This is a genomic window from Mycobacterium sp. (assembly GCF_046330795.1).
Classification (GTDB): Bacteria; Actinomycetota; Actinomycetes; order Mycobacteriales; family Mycobacteriaceae; genus Mycobacterium.
In genome coordinates, this window is record NZ_JAXLSA010000001.1 from 854,840 (window position 1) to 878,874 (window position 24,035).

Sequence of the window (24,035 nt, forward strand, 5' to 3'; positions counted from 1 at the left end):
GCTCAACTCAACCTTTCCGAGAGCTGCGCCAGCAGCTCGTCGTCACTGAGGTCGTCGTACTCGTCGGCGTCGTCGACCTCCGAAGCCTCGACCAGTTCGGGCAGCACGCCGCTCAGGTAACCGGTCAGGGCCTCCACACTCGGGTAGTCGAAGATCACCGAGGTCGGCAACTGCTCGCCGAGGCTCTCGCTGAGCGACCGTTGCAGGGTGACGCTCATCAGCGAGTCCATCCCGGACTGGAAGAATCCCGCGGTCGGCTCCAGCGCCTGCCGGGGCCCCAGCCCCATCGCCGCCGAAACCTGTTCGCTGACATGGGCGGCCAGGATGCCCTGCCGCTCGCCCGGCTCCGCCTCGCCCAACCCCGAACGGAACTTCGTGTTGACCGAGCCCGTCGAGGCGCCCACGACGGGGCCGGCGTCGAGCAGATCGTCCACGATGTGCAGCGCAGCCCGGGTGCGGTAGGCGGTGGCCAACAACGGCCAGTCGGCCTCGACCACGACCGAACGCACCGGCGCACCGGCGCCGCCCACCCAGCGCAGCGCGGCGATGGCGACGTCGTCGGCCATCGGCATCAGACCGGAGTCGATGCTGACCTGCGCCTCCTCGTCGGACTGGTTGGCGGACAACGCCTTCCACAGACCCCAGTTCACGGTGGTCACCGGCAGACCGGCCGCCCGCCGCGCGTAGGCGAAGGTGTCCAGGAACGTGCTGGTGGCGGTGTAGTGCGCCAGCCAGCGCGACCCGGTGAGCCCCGAGATCGAGGAGAACAGCACGAACTGCCGCACCGGATGCTCCACCGAGAGCGGGTGCACCACGGCGAGCGCGTCGAGCTTCGGGGCGAACATGGCCGTCACGTCGTCGTCGGTCATATCGGCCAGCGTCACCGGGCCGCCACCGAACGCCGCCAGATAGACGCCGTGCAGCGGCGGCAGGTCGGCACCGAAGCGGGCGAACAGTTCGGCCATCGCCGACGGATCGGTGCTGTCGGCGGCCACCGTCACCAACGTGGTGCCGGACTTCGCGAGTTCGGCCGTCAGGTCATCGAGCCGCGAGCCGGGGTTACGGGAAACCGCGACGACGGTGCGCGCCCCCATCTTCGCGAGCTGGCGGATGAGGTGCGGCCCGATGTTGCCGGTGGCACCGATCACCAGCTGGCAGCCCGAAGTGTCCTCGGCGAGATCGACCGGCGCGCTGGCGACCGGGACGCCATACTGCAGCCGCGGCACCCGCCGCAGACCCGCGTGGTAGACCACCTGATCTTCGGTGTCGGCGCCGAGCGACTCCGCCAGGAGGTACTTGGCGGCCAGTCCGGCGGGCACCGATTCATCGACGTCGACGACGCGGCCCCAGAATTCGGGATGCTCGAGGGCCAGGGTGCGCCCCAGCCCCCACAGCACCGCATGCACGGCGTTGGCGCGGTCGCCCTCGTTCACGGGCTGGGCGTTACGGGTCAGCAGGAACAACCTCGGCGCGCCCGCGGCCCCGCCCGCCAACCCGGCCAGCGCGGCCGACAGCCGCCGGCCCGCATGGAACAGGTCGTAACCCGCGGTCGCTGACAGCGCGTCGGCCGCCAGCGCCGGAGCGAACAGCACCCGGTCGACCCCACCGAGGGCCTCGACCAGCGCTGACCGGCCCGCGTCATCGGCCAGCACCGAGGGCGCCAGTGCCGTCACGCGCGCCGGGTCGCCGACCACGCGGCCGAGCGCGCTCGCCAGGCCGGGATCACCGATCACCAGCCAGCGACCACCGTCGGTGCCAGCGTCGGCCGGCGCCTCCGGCAGGTCGACCACGGGCCAGTTCAGCTGGCAGTACCAGTCCTGCGGCACCACGTCGTCCTGGTCGGTCCAGGCTCCGCGGGGCTGCGCCGGACCCGCCGTGCGGCCGGCCCGCGTGACCTCCACCCAGTGCCGGTCGTGCAACCAGGGGGTGGAGGGCAGCACGGGATGCGGCTCGGGCAGATGCGGCGTGTCCGGCGGACGGTTGGTGTGCGTGGCGTTGAGGCTGGTGTGGAACCGCACGGTGTCGTCCCCGTCGCGCCACAGCGTCCCGATGGTGTGGTGATGCCCCAGCGGTTCGAGCGTCTCCCCCATCGCGTGGGTCAGGATCGGATGGGCACTCACCTCGATGAAGGTGGTGTTCTCCGCGGCGGCCGCGGTGACCGCCTGCATGAGCCGCGCCGGGTTGCGCACGTTGGCGGCCCAGTAGTCGGCGTCGAGCAGGGCCGGGTCGTCGACCGCGGTCGACAGGAACGGGACCGAGGGCTTGCGCGGCGTGATATCGGCCAGCGCAGAACGCAATTCGGCCAGGATCGGGTCCATCAGGGCGGTGTGCGACGCCACCTCCATGTTGACCCGCCGGGCGAACTTGTTCTGCGCGCTGACCGCGGCGATGAGTGCGTCGACGGGCTCCACCGGCCCGGCGATCACGGTCTGGCGCGGGGACAGATATCCCGCAACCTCAACGCCGGGATGGTCGGCGATCAGGGCGTCGACCGCGTCGGCGTCCAGGTTCAGCAGCGCGACGGCGCCCTGCCCGGCCATCCGCGACATCAGCCGGGACCGCACGCCGATGACCTTCAGGCCGTCGGCGACCGACAGCGCACCGGACACCACCGCGGCGGTCACCTCACCCATCGAATGGCCGATGACCGCGTCGGGATGGACGCCGTAGGACCGCCACAGATCGGTGAGCCCCAGCTGCAGACCCATCAGCACCGGCTGCACCTGGGCGTCGCCGTTGATCGCCTTGCTGCCGGACAGGATGTCCCACAGCGAGTAGCCGACCTGCTCGACGAACACGGGCTCGAGCTCGGCGATCGAGCGGGCGAACACCGGTTCGTCGTCGAGGAGCTTGCGCGCCATGCCGGCCCAGTGCGAGCCCTGACCGGAGTACACGAACACGGTGCCCGAACCGCACGATCCCTCGTGCGGTCCGACCACGCCGACGCCGTCCGCGGTGCGCTGCTCGGCGATCGCGCGCAGACCGGCGACCGCCTCCTCGCTGCGGCGGGCGCACACGGTGGCGAACTGGCCGTGCACGGCCCGGTGGTGATTCAGGGTGTGCGCGACGTCGGCCAGTCCCACATTCTTGCCGTCACCCTCGAGCCAGTCCGCCAGCGAGGCAGCGGTGGCGGCGATGCGCTCGGGCGTGGCCCCGGTGACCACCAGGGTGCTGACGGCCGGATCGGGCCCGCGCTCGGCGGACTTGATCGGCGACGCCTGTTCGATGACGACGTGCGCGTTGGTCCCACCGAAGCCGAACGACGACACCCCGGCCCGGCGCGGCCGGCCCGTCTCGGGCCACTTCTGTTCAGCGGCAACGACTTTCACGCGCAGCTGGTCGAACGGGATGTGCGGGTTGGGGTTCTGGAAGTGCAGATTGCCCGGGATGATCCCCCGGTTCACGGCCAGCACGGTCTTGATGAAGCCCGAAATTCCGGCGGCGGCCTCGAGATGTCCGATGTTGGTCTTCAGCGCGCCCAGCAGCAGCGGGGCGTCCTGGGCGCGGCCGCGGCCCAGGACGCTACCCAGGGCCCGCACCTCGATCGGGTCGCCGAGCAGCGTTCCGGTGCCGTGCGCCTCGACGTAGTCGACCTCCTGCGGCGGCACACCGGCGTTGCCGTAGGCCGAGCGCAGCACCGCCATCTGGGCGGCCGGGTTGGGCGCGAGCATCCCGTTGGAGCGGCCGTCCTGGTTCACCGCGGAACCGCGGATCAACGCCAGTGGCTGATTGCCGTCGCGCAACGCGTCCGAGAGACGCTTGAGCACCACGACGCCACACCCCTCACCGCGGACGAATCCATCGGCGTCGGCGTCGAACGAATGGCAGGCGCCGGTCTTCGACAGCGCACCGGACTGGTCGAAACCACGGAACACCGCCGGTGACAGCAGCAGGTTCACGCCGCCGGCGACGGCGACGTCGCAGTCCTGGGTGCGCAGGCTCTGGCAGGCCAGGTGCAGCGCGACCAGCGACGACGAACACGCGGTGTCCACCGTGACCGACGGACCGCGCAGATCGAGCAGGTAGGACAGCCGGTTGGCGATGATGCTCAGTGCGCCGCCGGAGTTGCTCCAGGCATCGACCGATGTCAGGTCCGTGGAGGCCAGATAGGCGTACTCGCTCAGGCTGGCGCCGACGAAGACGCCGGTCTGCGAGCGACGCAGCGTGGTGGCCGGGATGCCGGCGTTCTCCAGTGCCTCCCAGGCGACCTCGAGCAGGATGCGCTGCTGCGGGTCCATCTTGGCGGCCTCGCGCAGCGAGATCTCGAAGAAGTCGGCGTCGAAGGTGTCGATCTCCTCGAGGAACGACCCCCACCGCGTGGTGGCGGACATCGCGGCGGCGGTTTCGGCGGTGCCGTCGTCGAAGGCCGCCCAGCGCTCGGCGGGCACCTCACCCACGGTGTTGCCGCCGTCGGCGAGCAACTGCCACAACGCTTCCGGGCCCGCGATCCCGCCGGGCAGTCGGCAACCCAGGCCGATGACCGCGATCGGCTCGTTCAGGGTGCCGACCGACGGCACGTACACCGTTCCGTCGTCACTGTCGGATTCGGCGCCGGTGAGGAATTTCGCCAGCGAGTCGATCGTCGGGTGCTGCCAGAACTCCACCGGCGACACCGGGCGTCCGAGCAACTCCGACAACTCACCGGAGAGCACCACGGCGTCACGCGAACCGACGCCCAGGTCGTTCATCGACGCCTCGACGTCGACTTCCTCCGGATTGCAGCCGACATTGGTGACCAGGTAGTCGACCAACCAGTTGCGCAGTGCCGCTTCGTCCATCGGCTCGGTCATCAAACTCCTCTTTCGCCGACAGCGGTCGATTCCACGCTGCCGAACAACTCGTCGAGCACACTTCCGTCAGATTCGGTCACCAACTGGTCATCGTCCGAACCCTGTTCGGGAACCAGCTTGTCCGCCAGGAACACGGTCAACGCGGTGATCGTGGGGTGATTCCACAGCATCGTTGCCGACAACTCAATCCCGAGCAACCTCTCGGCATCGCGCCGGATCGACATCGCCATCACCGAGTTCAGACCCATCTCGGCGAACGGCAGAGTGACGTCGATGTCTGCCTCCGGCAGGCCGAGCTCCCGCGACAGGATGGTCTTCAGCTCGCCCTCGAGTTCCACCAGCAGGTCGGCCCTGGCCATCTCCGTCCACGCGCGCCCGGGCGTCAACGGCTCCTGATCGGCCGGCTGCCCGCCGGACAGCGGCACCATGACCGCCTGCGCGAGGTCGAAGGTGTCGACGTACTCCCAGGCCGGGAACGCCTCCTGCGGGGTGACCGGCCGCGAGCCCATCCGCTCGAGCTCGTCGAGCACCACCTGGGCCTCGGTGGCGAACCCGAGACCACGCCACGCCACCCAGTTCAGGCTCAGTGACCGGCAACCCTGCCGGTGCCGGGCCCGCGCCAGGCCGTCGAGGTAGGCGTTGGCCGACGCGTACGCACCCTGACCAGGCACACCGAACACCGCACCGGCGGCCGAGGTCAGGTAGAAGAATTCGACCGAGCCGGGCGGGAACGCCTCGTGCAGGACCCGCGAGCCCGAAATCTTCGGCCACATGGTGGTGCGCAGCCGGTCGTCCTCGAGTTCGGTCAGCAGCTGGCCCTCGGTGACACCGGCGGCGTGGATCAGGCCACGGATCGGCGGTTTCCCGGCCTCGTCGCGAGCCGCCAGGAACGCGCTGACGGCGTCGGCCGAGCCCGAGTCCAGTGCCACGGCCTCCACGTCGACGCCGCGGTTCTCCAGGGCCCGCACGGCCGCGATGCGCAGTCGCACCGCGGGATCGTTGGACTCGCTGTCCCAGTCCCGGCGCGGCGGCAGCCCGCTGCGGCCCGCCAGGACCAGGCGGCGAGCGCCCAGATCGGCCAGCCAGTCGGCCATCAACAGACCGAGCGCACCCAGACCACCGGTGATCAGATAGGCCGCGTCGGGGCGGCAGCGCAGCGGTTCGCGGACCGGTTCGCCGAGCACCGGGGAGATGACGGGCGCCAACACCGCGCCGTCGCGCACCGCCAGGATGGACCGCACCGGACCGGCCAGGACCGGCGCGAGCGCCGGGGCGTGCTCGGCGATCAGGGCGACGGGCTCGTCCGGCAGGTCGATCAGACCGCCCCAGATATCGGGCTGTTCGGCACGAACCACGCCCGCCAGACCCCACAGGCTGCTCTGACGCAGCGCGGCGTCGGACGCACACTCGCGGACGCCACGCGTGACGATCCACAGCGCGACGGCGCCCGGGCGCTTGGCCAGCCGACGCACCAGGGCGGCGATGTCGGCCGTCAATCGGACCGCGCAGTCGGTGTCGGATTCGCCCGCGATGTTCGGTTCGGGGTCGGCGATGTAGACGACGCAGCGCGCCTCGTCCACGCCGGCGGGTGTGTAGCCGGCCGCCGCCAGGCCGTCGCGCAGGGCGCCGGCGGCCGCGTCGGGGCCGACCACCGCCAGGGTTCCCGGGGCGACGTGCGCACCGGACTCGGGCGAGTCCTCCCGTACCCAGGGCTCCCATTCGATGGCGTGCGCCAGGGCGGCCGGATCGGCCGCGGCGGTGGCCGGCTCGGCAGACGCGAAATGCAGTCCGCGCACCTCGATACCGGCTCCGTGGTCGGGGCCCCGAACCGCGATGTCGACCACCAGCTCCCCCGCCTCACCCGTGGCGCGCCGGTGCACCTCGATCATGTCGTGTCCGTCGGCGAACTCCGCCGTCACCGTGATGCTCTCGACGGCGGCCGGCATCAGCAGCTCCCGGTTGGCACCGTCGGCCAGGCGTGCGACGTGGACCGCGGCATCGATCAGGGCGACCACCGAAGGCTCGGCCATCTCGACCCCCGCGAGCAGGCCATCCGGGATCGAGCGGTGCGAGGTGATGGTCCACGGGAACGGTTGGCCTTCGACGCCCCACTCGGCCATCAGCTCGGCGACGCCGGCCGCATCCGGCCCCGGATCGGCCTCGGCGGTACCGACCGCCGTGGTCGGCGCGTCCGCCGGCTCGTCGCCGGCCGGGGTGCGGTCGATGCGTCCGCTGGCGTGCCGGACCCAGCGCTGTGCCGAACTCTCACCGGCCAGCGCGGACGAGATGGTGACCAGTTCACCGTCGGTGACCACCTGGACCAGGCGGGTCTGGTCGAGGACGATCGGGTTCTCGAACCGGACATCGGACAGCGTCGACGACCCGGTCTTGGCAGCGGCAGCCGAAAGTGTCTGCAGCAGAATGGAAACCGGCACCAGCTCGACCCCGTGCACGCGGTGACCGCCGGGATAGGGCTTGTTGTCGGGAACCAGCCGCGCCTGCCACACGTGATGCAGCGGCGTGGTGGCCAGCACGCTGTGCTCGCCGAGCAGGGTTCCCCGCATGGGCGGCGCACCCGAGCGCCGGCTGGCGTTGTCCACGCTGATCCAGTGCCGGGTGTGCTGCCAGGGGGTGGGCGGCAGTACGACCGGCGCCCCCGGATGGACATGCTCGGTGTCGGTGCGCCCGATGGCCGCGACCTGGGTGTGGAAGAACAGGGTTTCGTCGTCGTCGCGTTTGAGCGTCGCCACCACCTGCGCGGGGGCATCCGGCTGGGCGGCCTCGAGCGATTCGGTGATGGCGTGCGTCATCGTCGGGTGCGGACTGATCTCGACGAATGTCCCGCAGCGCTCGGCGGCGGCGGCCACTGCCTGGCTGAACCGGACCGGCTTGCGCACGTTGGCCACCCAGTAGTCGGCATCCAGGCGAGGTGCGCTGGAGTCCTCGGTGACGGTCGAGATGAACCGGAGGGCCGGCTCGGCCGGCGTGGTGTCGGCCAGGGCCTCGGCCAGCTCCGGCAGGATCGGATCCATCAGCGCGGTGTGCGAGGCGACGTCCATCTTGACCCGCCGCGCGAAGCGGTCCTGGGCGGCCACGGCGGCGATCACCGCATCCACCTGGTCCACCGGACCCGCGACGACGGTCTGGCGCGGCGACGAGTACACCGTGATCTCCACACCGGGGTAGTCGGCGATGAGCGCTTCGGTGGCCTCGGCGTCCAGTTCGACCAGCGCCACCGCGCCCTGCCCGGCCATCTTCGACATCACCTTGGAGCGCCGCGCGATGATCTTGATCCCCTGGGCCGGGGTGAGCACACCGGCGACGACAGCCGCGGTGATCTCGCCCATCGAGTGACCCATGACCGTGTCGGGTTCGACGCCGCAGGACCGCCAGAGCGCCGTCAGCGCCAGCTGGACGGCCATGATGACGGGCTGCACCTGGGCGTCGCCGCTGATCTCGGTGCCCTCGGCCAGGATCTGCTTCAGCGAGAACCCGACGTGCTGGACGAACACCGGCTCGAGCTCGTCGACCGCCGCGGCGAACACCGGCTCATCGGCCAACAGCTGCCGGCCCATGCCGGCCCACTGCGAGCCCTGGCCGGAGTACACGAACGCGACGCCCGAACCGGCACCCGACGACTGCCGTGGCGGCACCACGCCGGGCGCGGAATCGCCGGTGGCCAGGGCCTTCAGGCCGGCGATCGCCCCGGCCCGATCCCGCGCACACACTCCCGCCACCGTCTTGAACCGACTCCGATGATGCGCCAACGTATGCGCCACATCCGCCAGCGCCACATCCTGGCCGGCCCCCTCGAGCCACTCCGCCAACACCCCGGCCGAGGCCGCCACCCGCGCCGCCGACTTCCCCGAAAGAACCAACGACGACACCACCGGCGCCACATCGGCCGCCGCCACATCGATCTCGGGCGCCTGCTCCACGATCACGTGCGCATTCGTGCCGCTGACGCCAAAGGACGACACCCCGGCCCGACGCACCCGATCCACCGCCGGCCACGCCAGCTCCTGCGCCGCAATGGTGAACTTCGCCGCGCCCGGACCCGCATGCGGCGTCAACCCCTGGAAGTGCAGGTGCCGCGGAATGACCCCACGCTGCACGCTGAGCACTGTCTTGATGAACCCGGCCACCCCGGCTGCGGTCTCCAGGTGCCCCAGGTTGGTCTTCACCGACCCGAGCACCAACGGCGCGGAGTCACCCCGATCGCCGAACACCGCCGTGAGCGCGTCCAGTTCGATCGGATCACCCAGTGCCGTGCCCGTACCGTGTGCCTCCACGTAGTCGATCTCCGCGGCGCCCACCCGCGCCGCGGCCAGCGCCGAGCGCATCACGGCCTGCTGCGCCGGGCCGCTGGGCACCGTCTGCCCGCTACTGGGACCGTCCTGATTGACCGCGGAACCCCGCACCACGGCCCAGATGTTGTCCCCGGCCGCCAGCGCATCGGAAAGCCGCTTGAGCACCACCACACCGGCGCCCTCACTACGCACATACCCGTCGGCGGCCGCATCGAAGGTCTTGCAGAACCCGTCCGGCGCCAACATGCCCCAGCGTGAGCAGGCGATGAATCCCTCCGGACTCAGGTTCAGGTTCACCCCGGCCGCGATCGCCCGATCGGTCTCGCGCCGACGCAGGCTCTGCACCGCCAGATGAATCGTCACCAACGACGACGAACACGCCGTGTCCACCACCATCGCCGGGCCGTGCACGCCCAGGAAGTAGGACAGCCGGCCCGCCGCGAAGTTGGTCGCGTTGCCGAAGGCGAAGTACGGATCGACGTCCTCGGGACCCGACTGTGCCGAGTGGGACATGAACGCGTAGTCCGTGGTGGTCAGACCGACGAAGACGCCGGTCTGCGAACCCCGGATCTGCGTCGCGGTCACTCCCGCGTTCTCCAGCGCCTCCCAGGTGACCTCCATCAGCAACCGGTGCTGGGGATCCATCCCGGCGGCCTCGCGCGGCGACATGCCGAAGAACTCCGCGTCGAACTCGTCGGGCTGCCACGACGTCAGGAACCCACCCTCACGGCTGCAGATCGTGCCCGGCACCGTGTGGTCCGGTGAGTAATAGGCATCGGCGTCCCACCGCTGCTCGGGAACGCGCACGACGCCGTCACGCCCGTCGCGCAGCAACTGCCAGTACTGCTCGGGGTTGTTGACGTCCCCCGGGAACCGACAGCCGACGCCGACGACCGCGATCGGCTCGGTATCACCTTGCTCCGCGATCTGCAGACGCTCGGTCAGATCATCGATCTTGCGCAGCGCATCGGCAATGATCGACCGGCTATCCGGACGTGCCGCAGCCTTCTCGCTCAACTCAGCCTTTCAGAACAGATGAACGGCTTTCGTCGATGAAAACCGGTCCAGTACCAGACCCCCGATACGAAGCCTAAGCGATCAGACCGCACCGTCGAGGCGCGCGAATTCACTCCGGCGGTACAACTCGATGCACGACGACCGGCGGATCTTGCCGCTCGTGGTGATCGGGATGGAACCCGGGGGAACCATCACCAGGTCAGAGACCCGCACGCCGTGCGACCGGGAGATGGCCGACGTCAGTTCCCGCTTCACCGACTGCAGCCGGTCCGAGGCCTCATCGGCAATGCCGCGGTTCTTGAACTCGACGATAGCGACCAGCTTCTCGCTGTTGTCGTCGGCGACCGCGATGGCGGCGACGCGACCGCCACTGACCTCCTGGATGGTGGCCTCGATGTCGTCCGGGTAGTGGTTACGGCCATCGATGATCAGCAGGTCCTTGATCCGGCCGATGATGAAGAGCTCGTCCTCGGACATGACGGCGAGGTCGCCGGTGCGCAGCCACGGGCCGTCCGGGGTACCGGGCGACGGGTCGATCAGCTGATGGCCGAAGGTGCGCTCGGTGGCCTGCGGATTGCGCCAGTAGCCGGCGGACACGTTGTCACCGTGCACCCAGACCTCGCCCACCCGGTCCGACGGGCATTCGGTGCTGGTCTCCGGATCGACGATCCGGAAGATGCAGGCGCGCGAGTTCCCGTGACCGATCAGCTCCACGCCCGCGCCGTCCTCGCAACGCTTGGCGTAGCCCGCGGCGAGCTTCTCGTAGTCGAAGCGGACGATGGGAACCTTCCGCGCGGCCAGTCCCGAACCGACGTAGACCGTCGCCTCGGCGAGGCCGTAGGCCGGCCGGAACGCGGTGTCCTTGAGACCGAACTGCGAGAAGCGGTTGTAGAAGCGCTTGATGGTCGCGGCGTGGATCCGCTCCGCACCGGAGACCAGCGAGTGCACGCCGTCCAGGCTCAGCCCGGCCATGTCCTCGTCGGAGGTCCGCCGCACGGCCAGCTCATAGGCGAAGTTCGGCGCCGGTGACACCGACCGGGTGTGCTGGGCCACCAGCTGCATCCAGCGGGCCGGCTTCTGCAGGAACGCCATCGGCGTGGTCAGCACGGCCGTCATGCCCTGGTAGGCGATGGTTCCGAAGATTCCCAGCACCAGGCCCATGTCGTGGTAGAAGGGCAGCCACGACACCAGCGTGGTGCCCTCGGGCGCGAGGCCGCCGAAATCCTCGAACCAGTCGGACTGGATCTGCCGCATGTTCTCCATCAGGCCCGCGTGGGTCACCATCACGCCGGCGGGCGTGCGGGTGGACCCCGAGGTGTACTGCAGGAAGGCCGTCTTCGCGAGCTCCTGGGTACCCGTGAAGGGCAGAGCCGGCGAATCGAGGTCGAGAGCGTCCAATTCGACGATGGTCGCCCCGGGTACCGAGGCCAGCGACGGCATCACGGCGTCGACGGCGGCCGAGGTCGTCAGTACGACGGTCGGGGTGCAGTCCTTGAGAACGGCGGTGGCGCGCTCGTCGTGCACGCCCATCATCGGAACCGACAGGGGCACCGCGACGAATCCGGCCTGCAGGGCGCCCAGGAAGCCGACGATGTACTCCAAGCTCTGCGGGGCCAGGATGGCCGCGCGGTCGCCGACCTTGCCCAGCTTGCGCAACTCGCCGGCAACCACCTGCACGCGATTGTGGAGCTGCGCCCACGTCAACGATTCAGCAAACCCGTTCGGGTCGACGTCGTAGTCGATGAACGTATACGAGATGTCATCGGGCTGTTGTTCGGCTCGTTCCGCCAGAACGTCGATTATCGACTTAGACACCACAGGACCACTAACCCCTTCGCTCACGAACGTGCGTGTACCAGGTGCATCACGCATGTCTGTCCGGACTGACCCACCGCGGAGACTAACACCCGGCAATCAGGTCATGTTCAGTTTGGATCGAAGACCCAGTTATCCGCAACTCCCGAGTAACTTATGGCGGACAACTGACACTTCCGAACATGCTGGCAAATCGGCCCGGGGAAACCGATCGTTTACCTCCGTAACATTTCTGAGCTGAGGACCCGCTCCGGTGAGAGCACTCAGCTAACCTTCAGCAAGGCGTTGCGAAATACGCTCCTCGATGTCGTTGACCAACTCCGGCAAATGGTCCGTGAGGTAGAAGTGATGCCCCGGGAACTCCCGTAACACGCACTCGGCGGTGGTGCGCTCGGCCCACGGCTGAACCTTCTCCCGGGTGGCCACCGGATCGTCGTCGCCGAAGTACGCGTAGATGGGGCACGACACCGTGGCGTCGGGACCGCACTCGTACTTGCTGATCGACATCAGACCGCGCAGCGTCGGGAGGATGCGTGCGGCGAACTCCTCGTTCTCCAGGAATTCGGGATTGACGCCCATCATCTGGCTGGCGGCGTCCAGCAGACCGCGATCGGTGTCGGGGATGTAGTCGAACCCGACGCGACCCGGTGAGGCGATCGCCGACAGGAACAGCGCCCCGATCCCGTGACCGGCCTCGTCGAGGCGGCGGGCCACCTCGAAGGACACCAGTCCGCCCATGCTGTGCCCGAAGAACGCGATGTTCCGCGAGTCGTCGCCGATCGGCGGGAGCTTGCGGCACACCTCGTCCGCGAGTTCGGAGATGGTGGTGAACGACGACAGGTCGTGCGTTCCCCCCTTGCCGGGGTATTGGACGGCGACACGCTTGACATCCGTGGTGAACGTCTTGGCGAACGGCGCGTAGAAACTCGGGGAGCCACCCGCGTGCGGAAAGATGTAGAGCGTCGTTGGACCGTTCACGCCGGTCACCTTATCGTGTGAACGTTCGGCTCGCCGCGTGCGCCTCCGTCCGTGGCCGGTGCGTCAGCCCGCGATGGATTTGGACACCGCGAACGGCGCCCCGAACTCCCCGATCGGCTCGAATCCGCTGCGTCGCGCCCGCGCCACACCGCCCCGGATCAGCGCCGCCGTACCGACGAAACCGGCCTGGTCGGTCATCACGAACGGGGTCAGCAGCCGGTTGTGCACGAAGCCGATCGCCACGCCGCTCTCGGGGATGGCCCAGCCCAGTGAACCGCCCAGGCCGACGTGGCCGAAACCGGGCAGCACGCCGGGGATCGGCAAGCCGTGATAGCCGAGGTGGAACGACAGCGGCATCCCGACACTGCGGTCGGGCGTGAGGTCGGGGCGGCCGATCAGACCCGCGGTGAGCTCGCGGGACAGGAACTGGGTGCCGTTCATCCGGCCGCCGTTGGCCAGTGCCCCGTACATCCGGGCCAGGCCGCGTGCCGTGGCGACGCCGTTGGCGGCCGGGATCTCGCTGTCGAGCAGCGGGACGTTGCCCTGCACGACGGCCTTCATGCCGGGGAAGTACAGGGCACCGAACCCGGCCGTCAGCGGATGCAGCGCCGCCCGCGGCGCGATGATGTTGAACAACGGGTTCGGAATGTTCAGCTGTGGGTGGATGATCTGCGCGGGTCGGGTGGCCGAGTCGGGCCCCGGACGGCCGAGGTGCAGGCCGTCGGTGTTCAGCGGTTCGGCAACCTCCTCCCGGATCAGTTGCCGCATCCCCTTGCCGGTGACCGCTCGGGCCAGACCCGAGACGAGCCAGCCGTAGGTGAGCGCGTGATACGCGGGCTTCCCGCGCTGCCGGGACACCGGGGCGGCGGCGATGCGCTCCTCCATGAGGCGGTGGTCCAGCAGCTCGGACTTGCGCACCCCGTTGAGATGCGCCAGGCCGGCCCGGTGCCGCAGCATCTCACGCACGGTGATGTCGGCCTTGCCGTTGGCACCGAACTCGGTCCAGTACTCGGCGATCGGGGCGTCGTAGTCGATCAGGCCCCGGTCGGCGAGGCGATGGATCACCGTCGCTGCCACACCCTTGGTCGCCGAGAACACCATGGCGCCGGTGTCCTCGGACCAGTGCACGCGACCCCGCCGGTCCGACCATCCGGTCCAGACGTCGACGACGGGTTCGCCGTCCAGGTAGACCGCGAGCGCACCGCCACCGAATCGCGGGTGCGGGAACATCGCGGCGAATGCGCGTACGGCACAGGCGAAGTTCGGGTCCGCCGCGCCCTGCACGCCCTTCGGGAGCGCCTCGCTGCGCTGCCGGTCGGTAACGTCGGTCACACTCCGGAATCTACACCGGTGCCATGAGCGGACTTACGGCACGTTATCGATCTGTGAGACATCTGCCGCCCGCAGGATCTCCTGTGCGGCCAGCGCCGGAGTGAGTTCGCCATCGCGCACCCGGCGTTCGACATCCGACTTGATGGCCCGCACGGAAGCCGCGTTGAGCACCCGGTCGAGAACGGCGTCACGCACCATCGCCCACGTCCACTCCACCTGCTGGGCGCGCCGCCGGGCCTCGAACTCACCGGCGTCGGTGAGCACCTGCCGGTGCCGCAACACCGCGTCCCACAGTTCGGCCACCCCGGTGCCCTCGAGCGCGCTCATCGTCAACACCGGCGGCCGCCAGAGGGCATCGTGCGGATGGATGAGCCGCAGGGCGCCGGCCAGCTCGCGCGCCGCTTTCTTCGCCTCGACCGCGTGGGCGCCGTCGGCCTTGTTCACCACCACGATGTCGGCGAGCTCGAGGACGCCCTTCTTGATGCCCTGGAGCTGGTCGCCGGTGCGCGCCAGGGTCAGGAACACGAAGGTGTCCACCATCGCGGCAACCGTGACCTCGGACTGCCCGACCCCGACGGTCTCCACCAGGATCACGTCATAGCCGGCGGCCTCGAGCAGGACGATCGTCTCCCGAGTGGCCCGCGCGACCCCGCCGAGGGTGCCCGAGGTGGGCGACGGCCGGATGTAGGCGTCGGGGTGGGTGGCCAGCCTGGCCATCCGGGTCTTGTCACCGAGTATCGAACCGCCGGTGCGCGTCGACGACGGATCCACCGCGAGCACCGCCACCCGGTGGCCCCGCTCGATCAGATACATCCCGAGCGCTTCGATGGCGGTCGATTTCCCGACGCCGGGAACGCCGGTGATGCCGACGTGACTGGCCCGGCCGGCGTCCGGCATCAGCTCGAGCAGCAGCTCCTGGGCGCGTTCGCGATGATCGGCGCGGCTGGACTCGATCAGCGTGATCGCACGCGCCAGGGCCGAGCGGTCGCCGCCACGGATTCTCCCCGGAAGGGACTCGCTCGGATCCGGCATCTAGCTCAGTTGGTAGCCCAGGCGATCGGCCAGCTTGTTCAGCAGACCGATCGCGGCGTCGGCGATGACCGTCCCCGGCGGGAAGATCGCCGTGGCACCGGCGGCGTAGAGCTCGTCGAAGTCGCCCGGCGGAATGACTCCCCCGACCACCACCATGATGTCGGGCCGGCCGACCTCGGCCAGTGCATCCCGCAGCGCGGGCACCAGCGTGAGATGACCGGCGGCCAGCGAGGACACCCCCACCACGTGCACGTCGTTGTCGGCGGCCTGGCGCGCCACCTCGTCCGGAGTGGAGAACAGCGAGCCGACGTCGACGTCGAATCCGATGTCGGCGAACGCGGTGGCGATGACCTTCTGTCCGCGGTCATGGCCGTCCTGGCCCATCTTGGCGACCAGGATGCGCGGGCGGCGGCCGTCCGCTTCGGCGAACTTCTCCACCAATTCGGTTGCTCGGCTCATCTGGGTCACATTCCCGCCACTTCCGACCTCATCCCGATAGACACCCGCGATGGTTCGGATCTCGGCCTGGTGCCGGCCGTACACCTTCTCCAGCGCATCGGAGATCTCACCGAGCGTGGCCTTGGCCCGCGCGGCGTCGATGGCCAGCGCCAGCAGGTTGTTACTCAAACCATCTTCGCCGGCGTGACCGGACTCCCCTGCCGCCCTGGTCAATTCGGCCAGCGCGGCCCGGCATGCCGCCTCGTCACGTTCGGCGCGCAGCTGCTGCAGCTTGGCCAGCTGCTCGGCCCGCACCCGGCTGTTCTCGACCTTGAGGACCTCGATGTCCTGGTCAGCGTCGGCGGACACCTGATACTTGTTGACGCCGATCAGCGGCTGCGCGCCGGAGTCGATGCGCGCCTGCGTGCGCGCGGCGGCCTCCTCGATGCGCAGCTTCGGGATGCCCTCGTCGATGGCCTGCGCCATACCGCCGTGCTCGGCGACCTCCGTGATGTGGGCGCGGGCCTTCTCGGCCAGCTGATGGGTGAGCCACTCCACGTAGTACGACCCGCCCCAGGGGTCGATCGGCCGGGTGGTGCCCGACTCCTGCTGCAGCAGCAACTGGGTGTTGCGGGCGATGCGGGCGGAGAAGTCGGTCGGCAGCGCCAGCGCCTCGTCGAGGGCGTTGGTGTGCAGTGACTGCGTGTGCCCCTGGGTGGCGGCCATGGCCTCGACACACGTGCGCGCGACGTTGTTGAACACGTCCTGCGCGGTCAGCGACCAGCCCGAGGTCTGCGAATGGGTGCGCAGGGACAGCGATTTCGGGTTCTCGGCACCGAACTCCGCCACCAGTTCGCTCCACAGCAGCCGCCCCGCGCGCAGCTTCGCGACCTCCATGAAGAAGTTCATCCCGATGCCCCAGAAGAACGACAGTCGGGGTGCGAACTTGTCCACGTCGAGGCCGGCATCGCGGCCGGCCTTCAGGTACTCGACCCCGTCGGCCAGTGTGTAGGCCAGCTCGAGATCGGCGGTGGCCCCGGCTTCCTGGATGTGGTAGCCCGAGATGGAGATGCTGTTGAACTTCGGCATCCGGGCGCTGGTGTAACCGAAGATGTCGGAGATGATCCGCATCGACGGTTTCGGCGGGTAGATGTAGGTGTTGCGGACCATGAACTCCTTGAGGATGTCGTTCTGGATGGTCCCGGCCAGCTTCTCCGGCGGCACGCCCTGCTCCTCGGCCGCCACCACGTAGAGCGCGAGGATCGGCAGCACCGCACCGTTCATCGTCATCGACACCGACACCGCGCTCAGATCGATACCGTCGAACAGCTGGCGCATGTCCAGGATGGAATCGATTGCCACACCGGCCATTCCGACGTCGCCGGCCACCCGCGGGTGATCCGAGTCGTAGCCGCGGTGGGTGGCCAGGTCGAAGGCCACCGACAGGCCCTTCTGGCCCGCGGCCAGGTTGCGCCGGTAGAACGCGTTGGACTCGGCCGCCGTCGAGAACCCCGCATACTGCCGGATGGTCCAGGGCTGGTTGACGTACATGGTCGGGTACGGCCCGCGGATGAACGGTGGCTCGCCCGGGAACGTGTCCACCGGGTAACCCGCCGCGGCCGCGGCGTCGCGGTCCGCCTCGATGTAGACCGGGCGCACCTCGATGCCCTCGGGTGTCGCCCAGGCCAGTTGTTCGGCGGTGTATCCGTTGGCGGTCGCGGCGGCGTCGACGGCCGCGGTGACATCGTCCGCCGTCGGCTCGGCGGCCGATGCTTCGCCGCGCAGCGGTACGTCGGCGAAGCTGCCGAGCGTCTGGGCGGTGATGTCGGACGTCGTCATGGGTCATGCCCCCAATCGGGTGAGCAGGGTCGAGAGCGCTTCGACCGCATCGATTTTCGCCGTCAGGTAGCCGTCCGGTTTGTTGGCGGCCTCGGCGACCGCACGCTCGGGGCCGGCCAGATACACCTGCTCGACCCCGGCGTCGCGCGCCGCGGCGACCACATCGGAGGCTTCGGCGCCGTACCGGCTGTCGGTTCCGCAAACCACCGCGATCGCCGCGCCATCGGCCGTGGCGACGGCCGCGGGCACCCCGCCGGCATCGAGCGGACCGGGGTTGACGGCCTCGATCCCGCCGGAGGCCAGCAGGTTGGTCGCGAAGGTGGTCCGTACGTTGTGTTCGGCCAGTGGACCCAGCGGCAGCAGCAGCACCTTCGGCCGGGCGCCGGCACCGGCCAGGAACGCGTCCGAACGGTCCCGCAGGGCCTCGAAGCCGGCGGCATAGCGCGCGACGCCCGTCAGTGAATCGGCCTGGGCCACCGGAGGTTCGGCCAGATTCGCGAACTCGTTCACGCCGGTGACCGACGTCCTGCGGTGGGCGATGTCGTCGGCGCGGCGCGCGGCCACCTCGGCGATCCGGGCACTCACGAGCTCCCGGGCCGCCACGAACCCGCCGGCGGCCTCGATCGCCTGGAAATCCGCCCAGGCCTGGCCGGCCAGCTGTTCGGTCAGGCTCTCCACGAACCAGGAACCGGCCGCCGGATCGAGCACCCGACCCAGGTGGGACTCCTCGAGCAGCAGCAGCTGCGTGTTGCGGGCGATGCGCCGCGCGAAACCGGGGCTCATGCCCGGCGCCCCGCCCGGGATGGCGGCGTCGAACGGCTGCACCAGCACGGTGTCGGCGCCGCCCACCCCGGCGCCGAACGCCGCCAGGGTGCACCGCAGCATGTTCACCCACGGGTCGCGCTGCGTCATCATCGGCAGCGAACTGACCGCGTGGATGGTTGCCGCCCCCGCAGCGGGCGCGCCGGCCACCTCGGCGACGCGGGCCCAGAGTTGGCGGGCCGCACGGATCTTGGCGATCGTGAGGAACTGGTCGTCGTCGGCGGCGAAGCGGAAACTGATCTGGCGCAACGCATCGGCGACCGGCAGGCCGGCCTCGATGAGCAGCCGCACGTAGGCCACGCCGGCGGCGATCGCACCGGCCAGTTCCAGGGCGGCGTTGGCGCCGCGGTTGTGCAGGGCCGGGCCGTCGACGGTGATCGCGCGGATCCCGCCGCCGTGCTCGGCGAGCCTGGTCGCCAGGGCGATGACATCTGCCAGCTCCGGTGCGTCATCGCCGGCGGCGGTCAGCGGGTCTGCGCCACAGTCGATCGACAACGCGCCACGTTTGTCCGCGGGCAGCGCGGCGACCAGATCGAGGACCGCATCGGCGGCGACGAGCAGATCGGCCCCGGCGTCCAGCACGACGGGCACCAGTTCCAGGAAGACACCCTCGAGGTGGCGGTCCACGTCGGGCGCCGGAATGCCCTGCGCACCGATCCGCAGCACCAGGCCGCTGACGCCGTCCGACAGGGCACCCAGCACGGCGGCATTGCCGGCCCCGGCGGCCACCCCGGCCGCAGGGAAGGATTCCATCACGCGCCAACCGGTCAGCACGTCACGGTCGCCGTCGCCGCCGCGGGTGAAGGGGAAGGTGCCCGGCAGCGGCGCCTGCGCCACCGCGTCCAGCGCGGTGTACAGCGGGTGGATGTCGAAGCCCTCGTAGGTCGCGGTGTCCAGCACGCGTTCGGGTTCGGCGGGCAACTCGCCGGTGCGGCCCTTGGCCAGGACTCCGGCGACCGCCTTGCGCCAGCGCGCGCGTCCCTGTTCGAGGTCGGACCGGCTCTCCGACCCGACGTCGTTCGAAACTGGGGTATCGATGGACACCGGCAACTCCTGTCGTCGCGGCAGGGCGGCCGGCGACACCGGCACTCGTCCAATCAGGCTAAATGATGGGGTTCGCGGCCGAAGAGGCCGGTCGGCACATGCCAGCGAATCTGCCCGTAGGCTTGGAAACCGTGGCCGCGACGATCATCCGCACGCTGCGCAATATGAGCGAGGCGCTGATCACCACCGCCCAGCAACTGTCCCGCCGCCGGATCATCACGCTGGTTGTGGGCGTTGTGATCCTTGTCGCAGTTGCACTGCTCGTCCCGTTACCGACCGCCGTGCAACTGCGCGACTGGGCCAGCACCGTGGGGCCGTGGTTCCCGCTGGCATTCTTGGTGGCCCACATCATGGCGACGGTGCTCCCCTTCCCACGGACGGCCTTCACGCTGGCGGCCGGCCTGCTCTTCGGCTCGTGGTTGGGCACGGTGATCGCGGTGGCGGCGAGCACCGCCAGCGCGGTGCTCGCCCTGGTGCTGGTCCGGGCCGGCGGTTGGCAGTTGGCAAACCTGGTCAGCCATCCGGCCGTCGAAGCGGTGGACGCCCGGCTGCGCCAACGCGGCTGGCTGGCGGTGCTGTCGCTGCGGTTGATCCCGATGGTGCCGTTCGCGGTGATCAACTACGCCGCCGGCGCGTCCGCGGTACGGGTCGCGCCGTACACCTTGGCGACCCTGGTGGGCATTCTGCCGGGCACCGCCGCGGTGGTGATCCTGGGCGATGCGATCACCGGAAACGTCAGCCCGGCACTCGCCCTGATCTCCCTGGTCACCGCATCGCTGGGGATCTCGGGATTGGCCTACGAGGTGTACAAGCACCGGAAGGATCCCGGCGACATGCGAAAGCCGGGCTCCCCGTAGGGAACCCGGCCCGCACTGCGTTACTACTCCGAGTCCGACGAACCCGAACCCGAACCCGACGCCGGGGCCGAACCGGAACTCGACGAGCCCGACGCGGCCGAACCCGAACCCGAGTCCGACGAACCGGACGCGGCCGAACCCGAACCCGAATCGGAGTCCGAGGAATCCGACGTGGCCGAATCCGCAGAACCCGTGGACGATTCGTCGGTCGCGGCGGAATCGGTGGATTCGGTGTCGTCCGAAGCGCTTTCGGATGCCTCGTCGGCCGCGGCCGGCGTGGTGTCGGCATCATCGGCGTCCGACTCCGCAGCCGGCGTCGACACGGTGTCGGTCGACGCGGCGTCGGTGGCGTCCTCGGTGACGTCGTCCACCGACTCGGTTGCCACGGAGGCCGGAACGACGGCCGCCGATTCGGTTTCCGATTCGGTGGTCGACGACTGCGCGTCTGCCTCGGCGACATTCGCGGATTCCGTTGCGGTGGAAGCGGTTTCGGTTGACGACACGCTGAGCGCGGCCACCGTGGCCGTCGTGGTGGTCGTCGCCGCGGGCGCCGGCGTGATGGCCTTGGCGATCGCCGCTGGGATCTTCACCAGCAGCTGACCGAGCAGGCCGGTCGACGTGGTCGCATTGGTACCGCCGGCCTGCCAGGTCAGCAGAGCCGGGAACGGCGCTTGGGCCGTCGGGTGCTGCCAACCGTTGAGCAGGGCGTTCACCACGAACCCGGGCATGTTCAGGACGGAGTTGATGGCACCGCCGATGTCGCCGTTGGACACCGAGGTCACCAGGCCCACGACGCAGTCGCTGAATGCGGACACCGCACCGATCGCCGCGCCGTAGACCGACTCGAAAATGCCGGTGATCCAGGTGGCGGGGCTGAAGATCGCGCCGACGGCGTTCGCGAGGTTCTGCACGATCTGCTCGGGAATGCCCACGTTCTCCACCGTGCTACCGCGCGGGGTGTAGGTCAGGATCGAGTTGTAGATCGGCGAGAGGGCGGCCAGTGCGCCGTACAGGATGTAGCTGCTGCCGTACCTGGTGGCATCACCGGTGTTTCCGGCGGCCGTCGCATCCTGCCACTGCTGCAGGAAGGTCTGCGCACGCTCGGTCTTGGTGTAGGCATCCCAGTTCGCGGGGAGGGCGAAGACCGCACCGAAGAACTCCGAGGCGTAGCCGATCTGGTTGGTGGCCACCTGCGTGAGCACCGGGAACGGATTGGCCAGCCAGGCGCCCGCGAGATTTGCGACGTTGGTGACGGTGTCGCCGACGATCTCGGTGTACACCGCGAACGGCGAGTCCGTGGCCTTGGCCGACAACGCCGTGAGCTGAACCGCACGGTTCTGGATCTCGATGGGCAGGGACGGCGTGGCGGGACCGGCGACGAGCGCGCCGGCGGTCACCACTGCGGCTCCGGCGAGCATGAACTTGTTGGCCCTACGCCGCGACGGGTCCGGGCCGACCACGGCCGCGGCCGTCGCTGCGGATGGATACAGGGCGTGTTGCACGAAGGCTCCTTCTTCGAGGGGGTCGCGCTTATTGCGCAGACGAAACTTAGCTGAGGTTTACCTAAGTAATAATAGGTTAGCCTAGCCAATATTCACCTAAAACCGGCCTCTAGCAGGCCGGATACCCTCAGAAAGACCTGAGAAAATGCTGTGATGGCGGGCGCGTTAAGGTCCGAAAGCCCTCGATTTGTGCCCCGCTACGCGGAGCGTGAGGCGGCCGGACCCTGCACCGTCATCGCGCCGAACAGACCCAGGAATGAGCTCGCCGCCGCCAGCCCGGGGCTCCAGTCGCGGGCCCGCACGTGGAACGCCACCGCCAGGATGAAGTACACGGTGAGCATGAAGGTGGTGAGCCGCGCCAGCGCGGGAAACCACCGGACTGACGCCAGCCCGATGGCTGAGGCCGCCTTGACCACCGGCAGGATCGGCCGGAGGTTCTCCGCGAGGTGAACGTCGTCGAGCGACTTCCGGATGGGCGGCAGCTGCGCCGCACAGGCGGCGGCGTCGACGGCCTGGAAGGCCGCGAGTGCGTCGTACACCTTGGTCGATGTCAATCCCATTTCCGGACTCCTCCTCAGGCCCGGTGCGCACCGCTCGGCGGCGCTCCTTGCGGTGGCAGCGGTTGCTGCGTCTCGACCGAATACTGGATCGGCGGCGGTGGTTCGATTGCGATCGCCGAGGTGCTGCGGGCGTCGGCCTCGGCCTTGGCCACCGCCTGCGCGATCGCCGGATCGGTCTTGGTCTCGAACCAGTCGGCCACCTCGTCGGCGTCGTCGGTGTCGGCCGGGGCCGGCTCCTCCGGCGACGGCGTGTACCGGAATACCCCGTCCTCGCCGGGCGCGCCGAGCAGTTTGGTGAAGCCCTGCAGCGCCGAGCCGAAGTCGCTGGGCACCAGCCACACCTTGTTGGCCTCGCCCTCGGCCATCTTCGGCAGGGTCTGCAGGTACTGGTAGGCCAGCAGCTCCGGGGTGGGACGGCCGGCCTTGATGGCGGCGAACGTCTTCTCGATGGCCTTCGCCTGGCCCTGGGCATTCAGGTACTGGGCGGCGCGTTCACCCTGGGCGCGCAGGATGCGGGACTGCCGGTCGGCCTCGGCGGACAGGATCGCGGCCTGTTTGGCGCCCTCGGCGGACAGGATCTGGGACTGCTTCTGGCCCTCGGCCTGCTTGATCGACGCTTCCCGGGTGCCCTCGGCGGTCAGGATCATGGCGCGCTTCTCGCGTTCGGCCTTCATCTGCTTTTCCATCGACTCCTGGATCGACGGCGGCGGGTCGATGCTGCGCAGCTCCACGCGGGCCACCCGCAGGCCCCACTTGCCGGTGGCCTCGTCGAGCACCCCACGCAGCTGCGCGTTGATCTGGTCGCGCGAGGTCAACGTCTGTTCCAGTGTCATGCCGCCGACGACGTTGCGCAGCGTGGTGGTGGTCAGCTGTTCGACGCCGACGATGTAGTTGCTGATGGCGTACACCGCCGCCTGCGGGCTGGTGACCTGGAAGTACACGACGGTGTCGATGTTGAGGGTCAGGTTGTCCTCGGTGATCACCGGCTGCGGCGGGAACGACACCACCCGCTCACGCAGGTCGACCCGGGCGCGTACCCGGTCGATGAACGGGACCAGCAGGGTGAGCTGGCCGCTGACGGTGCGGCTGTACCGGCCGAGCCGTTCGATCACGGCGGCCTCGGCCTGCGGGATCAGCGCCACCGACTTGGACACGATGATGATCGCGAGGATCACCAGGACCGCCAGCAACACCAGTCCGGCAACGGCACCGTTCATGAACCTGCCCCTCTATTCGTTTCTCCAGACCACCGCGGTGGCGCCGTCGATCCGCATGACCGTCACGCGGTCGCCGGGCTGATAGACGTCCTGCTCGTTGAGCGGGCGGGCCGTCCAGACCTCGCCGTCGAGCTTCACCTGGCCGTGGTGCGACGACACCTCGTCCAGGACCAGCGCGTGCTTGCCCTCGAGTGCGGCGATGCCGGTCTGATCCGGCGGCCCGGCCAGGAGCCGGCGCCGCAGCGCGGGCCGCACCAGCGCCAGCAGGAGGACCGAGACCACCAGGAACACCGCGCCGTCGACCCAGATCGGCCAGGCGAACAACCAACTGGTGGCGGCGGCGGCCAGGGCGCCTCCGCCCAGCATCAACAGGAACATGTCCCCGGTGAGGGCCTCGGCACCGGCAAGCCCCAGTGCGGCGACGAGCCAGATCAGGGCCGCAGGCATGTCCCGACAATACCCGCGCGGCACGTCCGCGTGGC

At 69.5% G+C, this 24,035-nt stretch carries 13 protein-coding genes; 1 reads left to right on the forward strand and 12 read right to left on the reverse strand.

Annotation, left to right across the window (positions count from 1 at the left end; genetic code table 11):
- Positions 1 to 2 precede the first annotated feature (2 nt).
- The 8 genes from U0R18_RS04060 to mutA form a co-directional block, all read right to left on the reverse strand.
- Entirely contained in the window at positions 3 to 4,790 is a 4,788-nt protein-coding gene (locus U0R18_RS04060) for an SDR family NAD(P)-dependent oxidoreductase (protein WP_526366178.1), read from the reverse strand.
- A complete protein-coding gene (locus U0R18_RS04065; RefSeq protein WP_526366180.1) occupies positions 4,790 to 10,117 on the reverse strand; it encodes a type I polyketide synthase in 5,328 nt (1,775 codons plus the stop codon). Before U0R18_RS04065 ends, U0R18_RS04060 begins: the two co-directional genes overlap by 1 nt.
- Before the next feature lie 81 nt (positions 10,118 to 10,198).
- Positions 10,199 to 11,989, reverse strand: a complete 1,791-nt coding sequence (locus U0R18_RS04070; RefSeq protein WP_526366182.1) for a fatty-acid--AMP ligase — start codon at positions 11,987 to 11,989, stop codon at positions 10,199 to 10,201.
- Positions 11,990 to 12,199: 210 nt separating this feature from the next.
- Positions 12,200 to 12,910 (reverse strand): thioesterase II family protein, encoded by a 711-nt coding sequence (locus U0R18_RS04075; RefSeq protein WP_526366184.1) that lies wholly within the window; start codon positions 12,908 to 12,910, stop codon positions 12,200 to 12,202.
- A gap of 63 nt (positions 12,911 to 12,973) precedes the next feature.
- A complete protein-coding gene (gene lipL / locus U0R18_RS04080) occupies positions 12,974 to 14,242 on the reverse strand; it encodes an esterase/beta-lactamase LipL (RefSeq protein WP_526366186.1) in 1,269 nt (422 codons plus the stop codon).
- A 33-nt stretch (positions 14,243 to 14,275) separates the two neighbouring features.
- Entirely contained in the window at positions 14,276 to 15,274 is a 999-nt protein-coding gene (meaB, locus tag U0R18_RS04085) for a methylmalonyl Co-A mutase-associated GTPase MeaB (protein WP_526366188.1), read from the reverse strand.
- Complete coding sequence (scpA, locus tag U0R18_RS04090) at positions 15,275 to 17,551, reverse strand: methylmalonyl-CoA mutase (protein WP_526366190.1); 2,277 nt, start codon at positions 17,549 to 17,551, stop codon at positions 15,275 to 15,277.
- A 3-nt stretch (positions 17,552 to 17,554) separates the two neighbouring features.
- Complete coding sequence (mutA, locus tag U0R18_RS04095; RefSeq protein ID WP_526366192.1) at positions 17,555 to 19,417, reverse strand: methylmalonyl-CoA mutase small subunit; 1,863 nt, start codon at positions 19,415 to 19,417, stop codon at positions 17,555 to 17,557.
- Positions 19,418 to 19,515: 98 nt separating this feature from the next.
- On the opposite strand from mutA, the gene U0R18_RS04100 reads away from it, so the two are divergent.
- Positions 19,516 to 20,274 carry a TVP38/TMEM64 family protein gene (locus U0R18_RS04100; RefSeq protein ID WP_526366194.1) on the forward strand — a complete coding sequence of 253 codons (759 nt, stop codon included), beginning with the start codon at positions 19,516 to 19,518 and terminating at the stop codon, positions 20,272 to 20,274.
- Between the two features lie 23 nt (positions 20,275 to 20,297).
- Here the strand turns inward: U0R18_RS04100 and U0R18_RS04105 are convergent, their stop codons facing one another.
- The 4 genes from U0R18_RS04105 to U0R18_RS04120 all read right to left on the reverse strand — a co-directional run bounded on the left by U0R18_RS04105 (position 20,298) and on the right by U0R18_RS04120 (position 24,000).
- Positions 20,298 to 21,776: a hypothetical protein gene (locus U0R18_RS04105; protein ID WP_526366196.1), complete on the reverse strand. Its 1,479-nt coding sequence runs from the start codon at positions 21,774 to 21,776 to the stop codon at positions 20,298 to 20,300.
- Between the two features lie 197 nt (positions 21,777 to 21,973).
- Positions 21,974 to 22,336 carry a DoxX family protein gene (locus tag U0R18_RS04110; protein ID WP_526366198.1) on the reverse strand — a complete coding sequence of 121 codons (363 nt, stop codon included), beginning with the start codon at positions 22,334 to 22,336 and terminating at the stop codon, positions 21,974 to 21,976.
- A gap of 14 nt (positions 22,337 to 22,350) precedes the next feature.
- Positions 22,351 to 23,553, reverse strand: coding sequence for an SPFH domain-containing protein (locus U0R18_RS04115; protein WP_526366200.1), 1,203 nt, complete (start codon positions 23,551 to 23,553; stop codon positions 22,351 to 22,353).
- Positions 23,554 to 23,565: 12 nt separating this feature from the next.
- On the reverse strand, positions 23,566 to 24,000 hold the full coding sequence (locus tag U0R18_RS04120; RefSeq protein ID WP_526366202.1) for an NfeD family protein: 435 nt from the start codon (positions 23,998 to 24,000) through the stop codon (positions 23,566 to 23,568).
- Positions 24,001 to 24,035: the final 35 nt, after the last annotated feature.

Coding starts and splice junctions, on each gene's coding strand:
- U0R18_RS04060 (WP_526366178.1), bottom strand. CDS start 4,790: ATGACCGAGCCGATGGACGAAGCGGCACTGCGCAACTGGTTGGTCGAC.
- U0R18_RS04110 (WP_526366198.1), bottom strand. CDS start 22,336: ATGGGATTGACATCGACCAAGGTGTACGACGCACTCGCGGCCTTCCAG.
- scpA (WP_526366190.1), bottom strand. CDS start 17,551: ATGACGACGTCCGACATCACCGCCCAGACGCTCGGCAGCTTCGCCGAC.
- meaB (WP_526366188.1), bottom strand. CDS start 15,274: ATGCCGGATCCGAGCGAGTCCCTTCCGGGGAGAATCCGTGGCGGCGAC.
- U0R18_RS04070 (WP_526366182.1), bottom strand. CDS start 11,989: ATGCGTGATGCACCTGGTACACGCACGTTCGTGAGCGAAGGGGTTAGT.
- U0R18_RS04115 (WP_526366200.1), bottom strand. CDS start 23,553: ATGAACGGTGCCGTTGCCGGACTGGTGTTGCTGGCGGTCCTGGTGATC.
- U0R18_RS04120 (WP_526366202.1), bottom strand. CDS start 24,000: ATGCCTGCGGCCCTGATCTGGCTCGTCGCCGCACTGGGGCTTGCCGGT.
- U0R18_RS04100 (WP_526366194.1), top strand. CDS start 19,516: ATGCCAGCGAATCTGCCCGTAGGCTTGGAAACCGTGGCCGCGACGATC.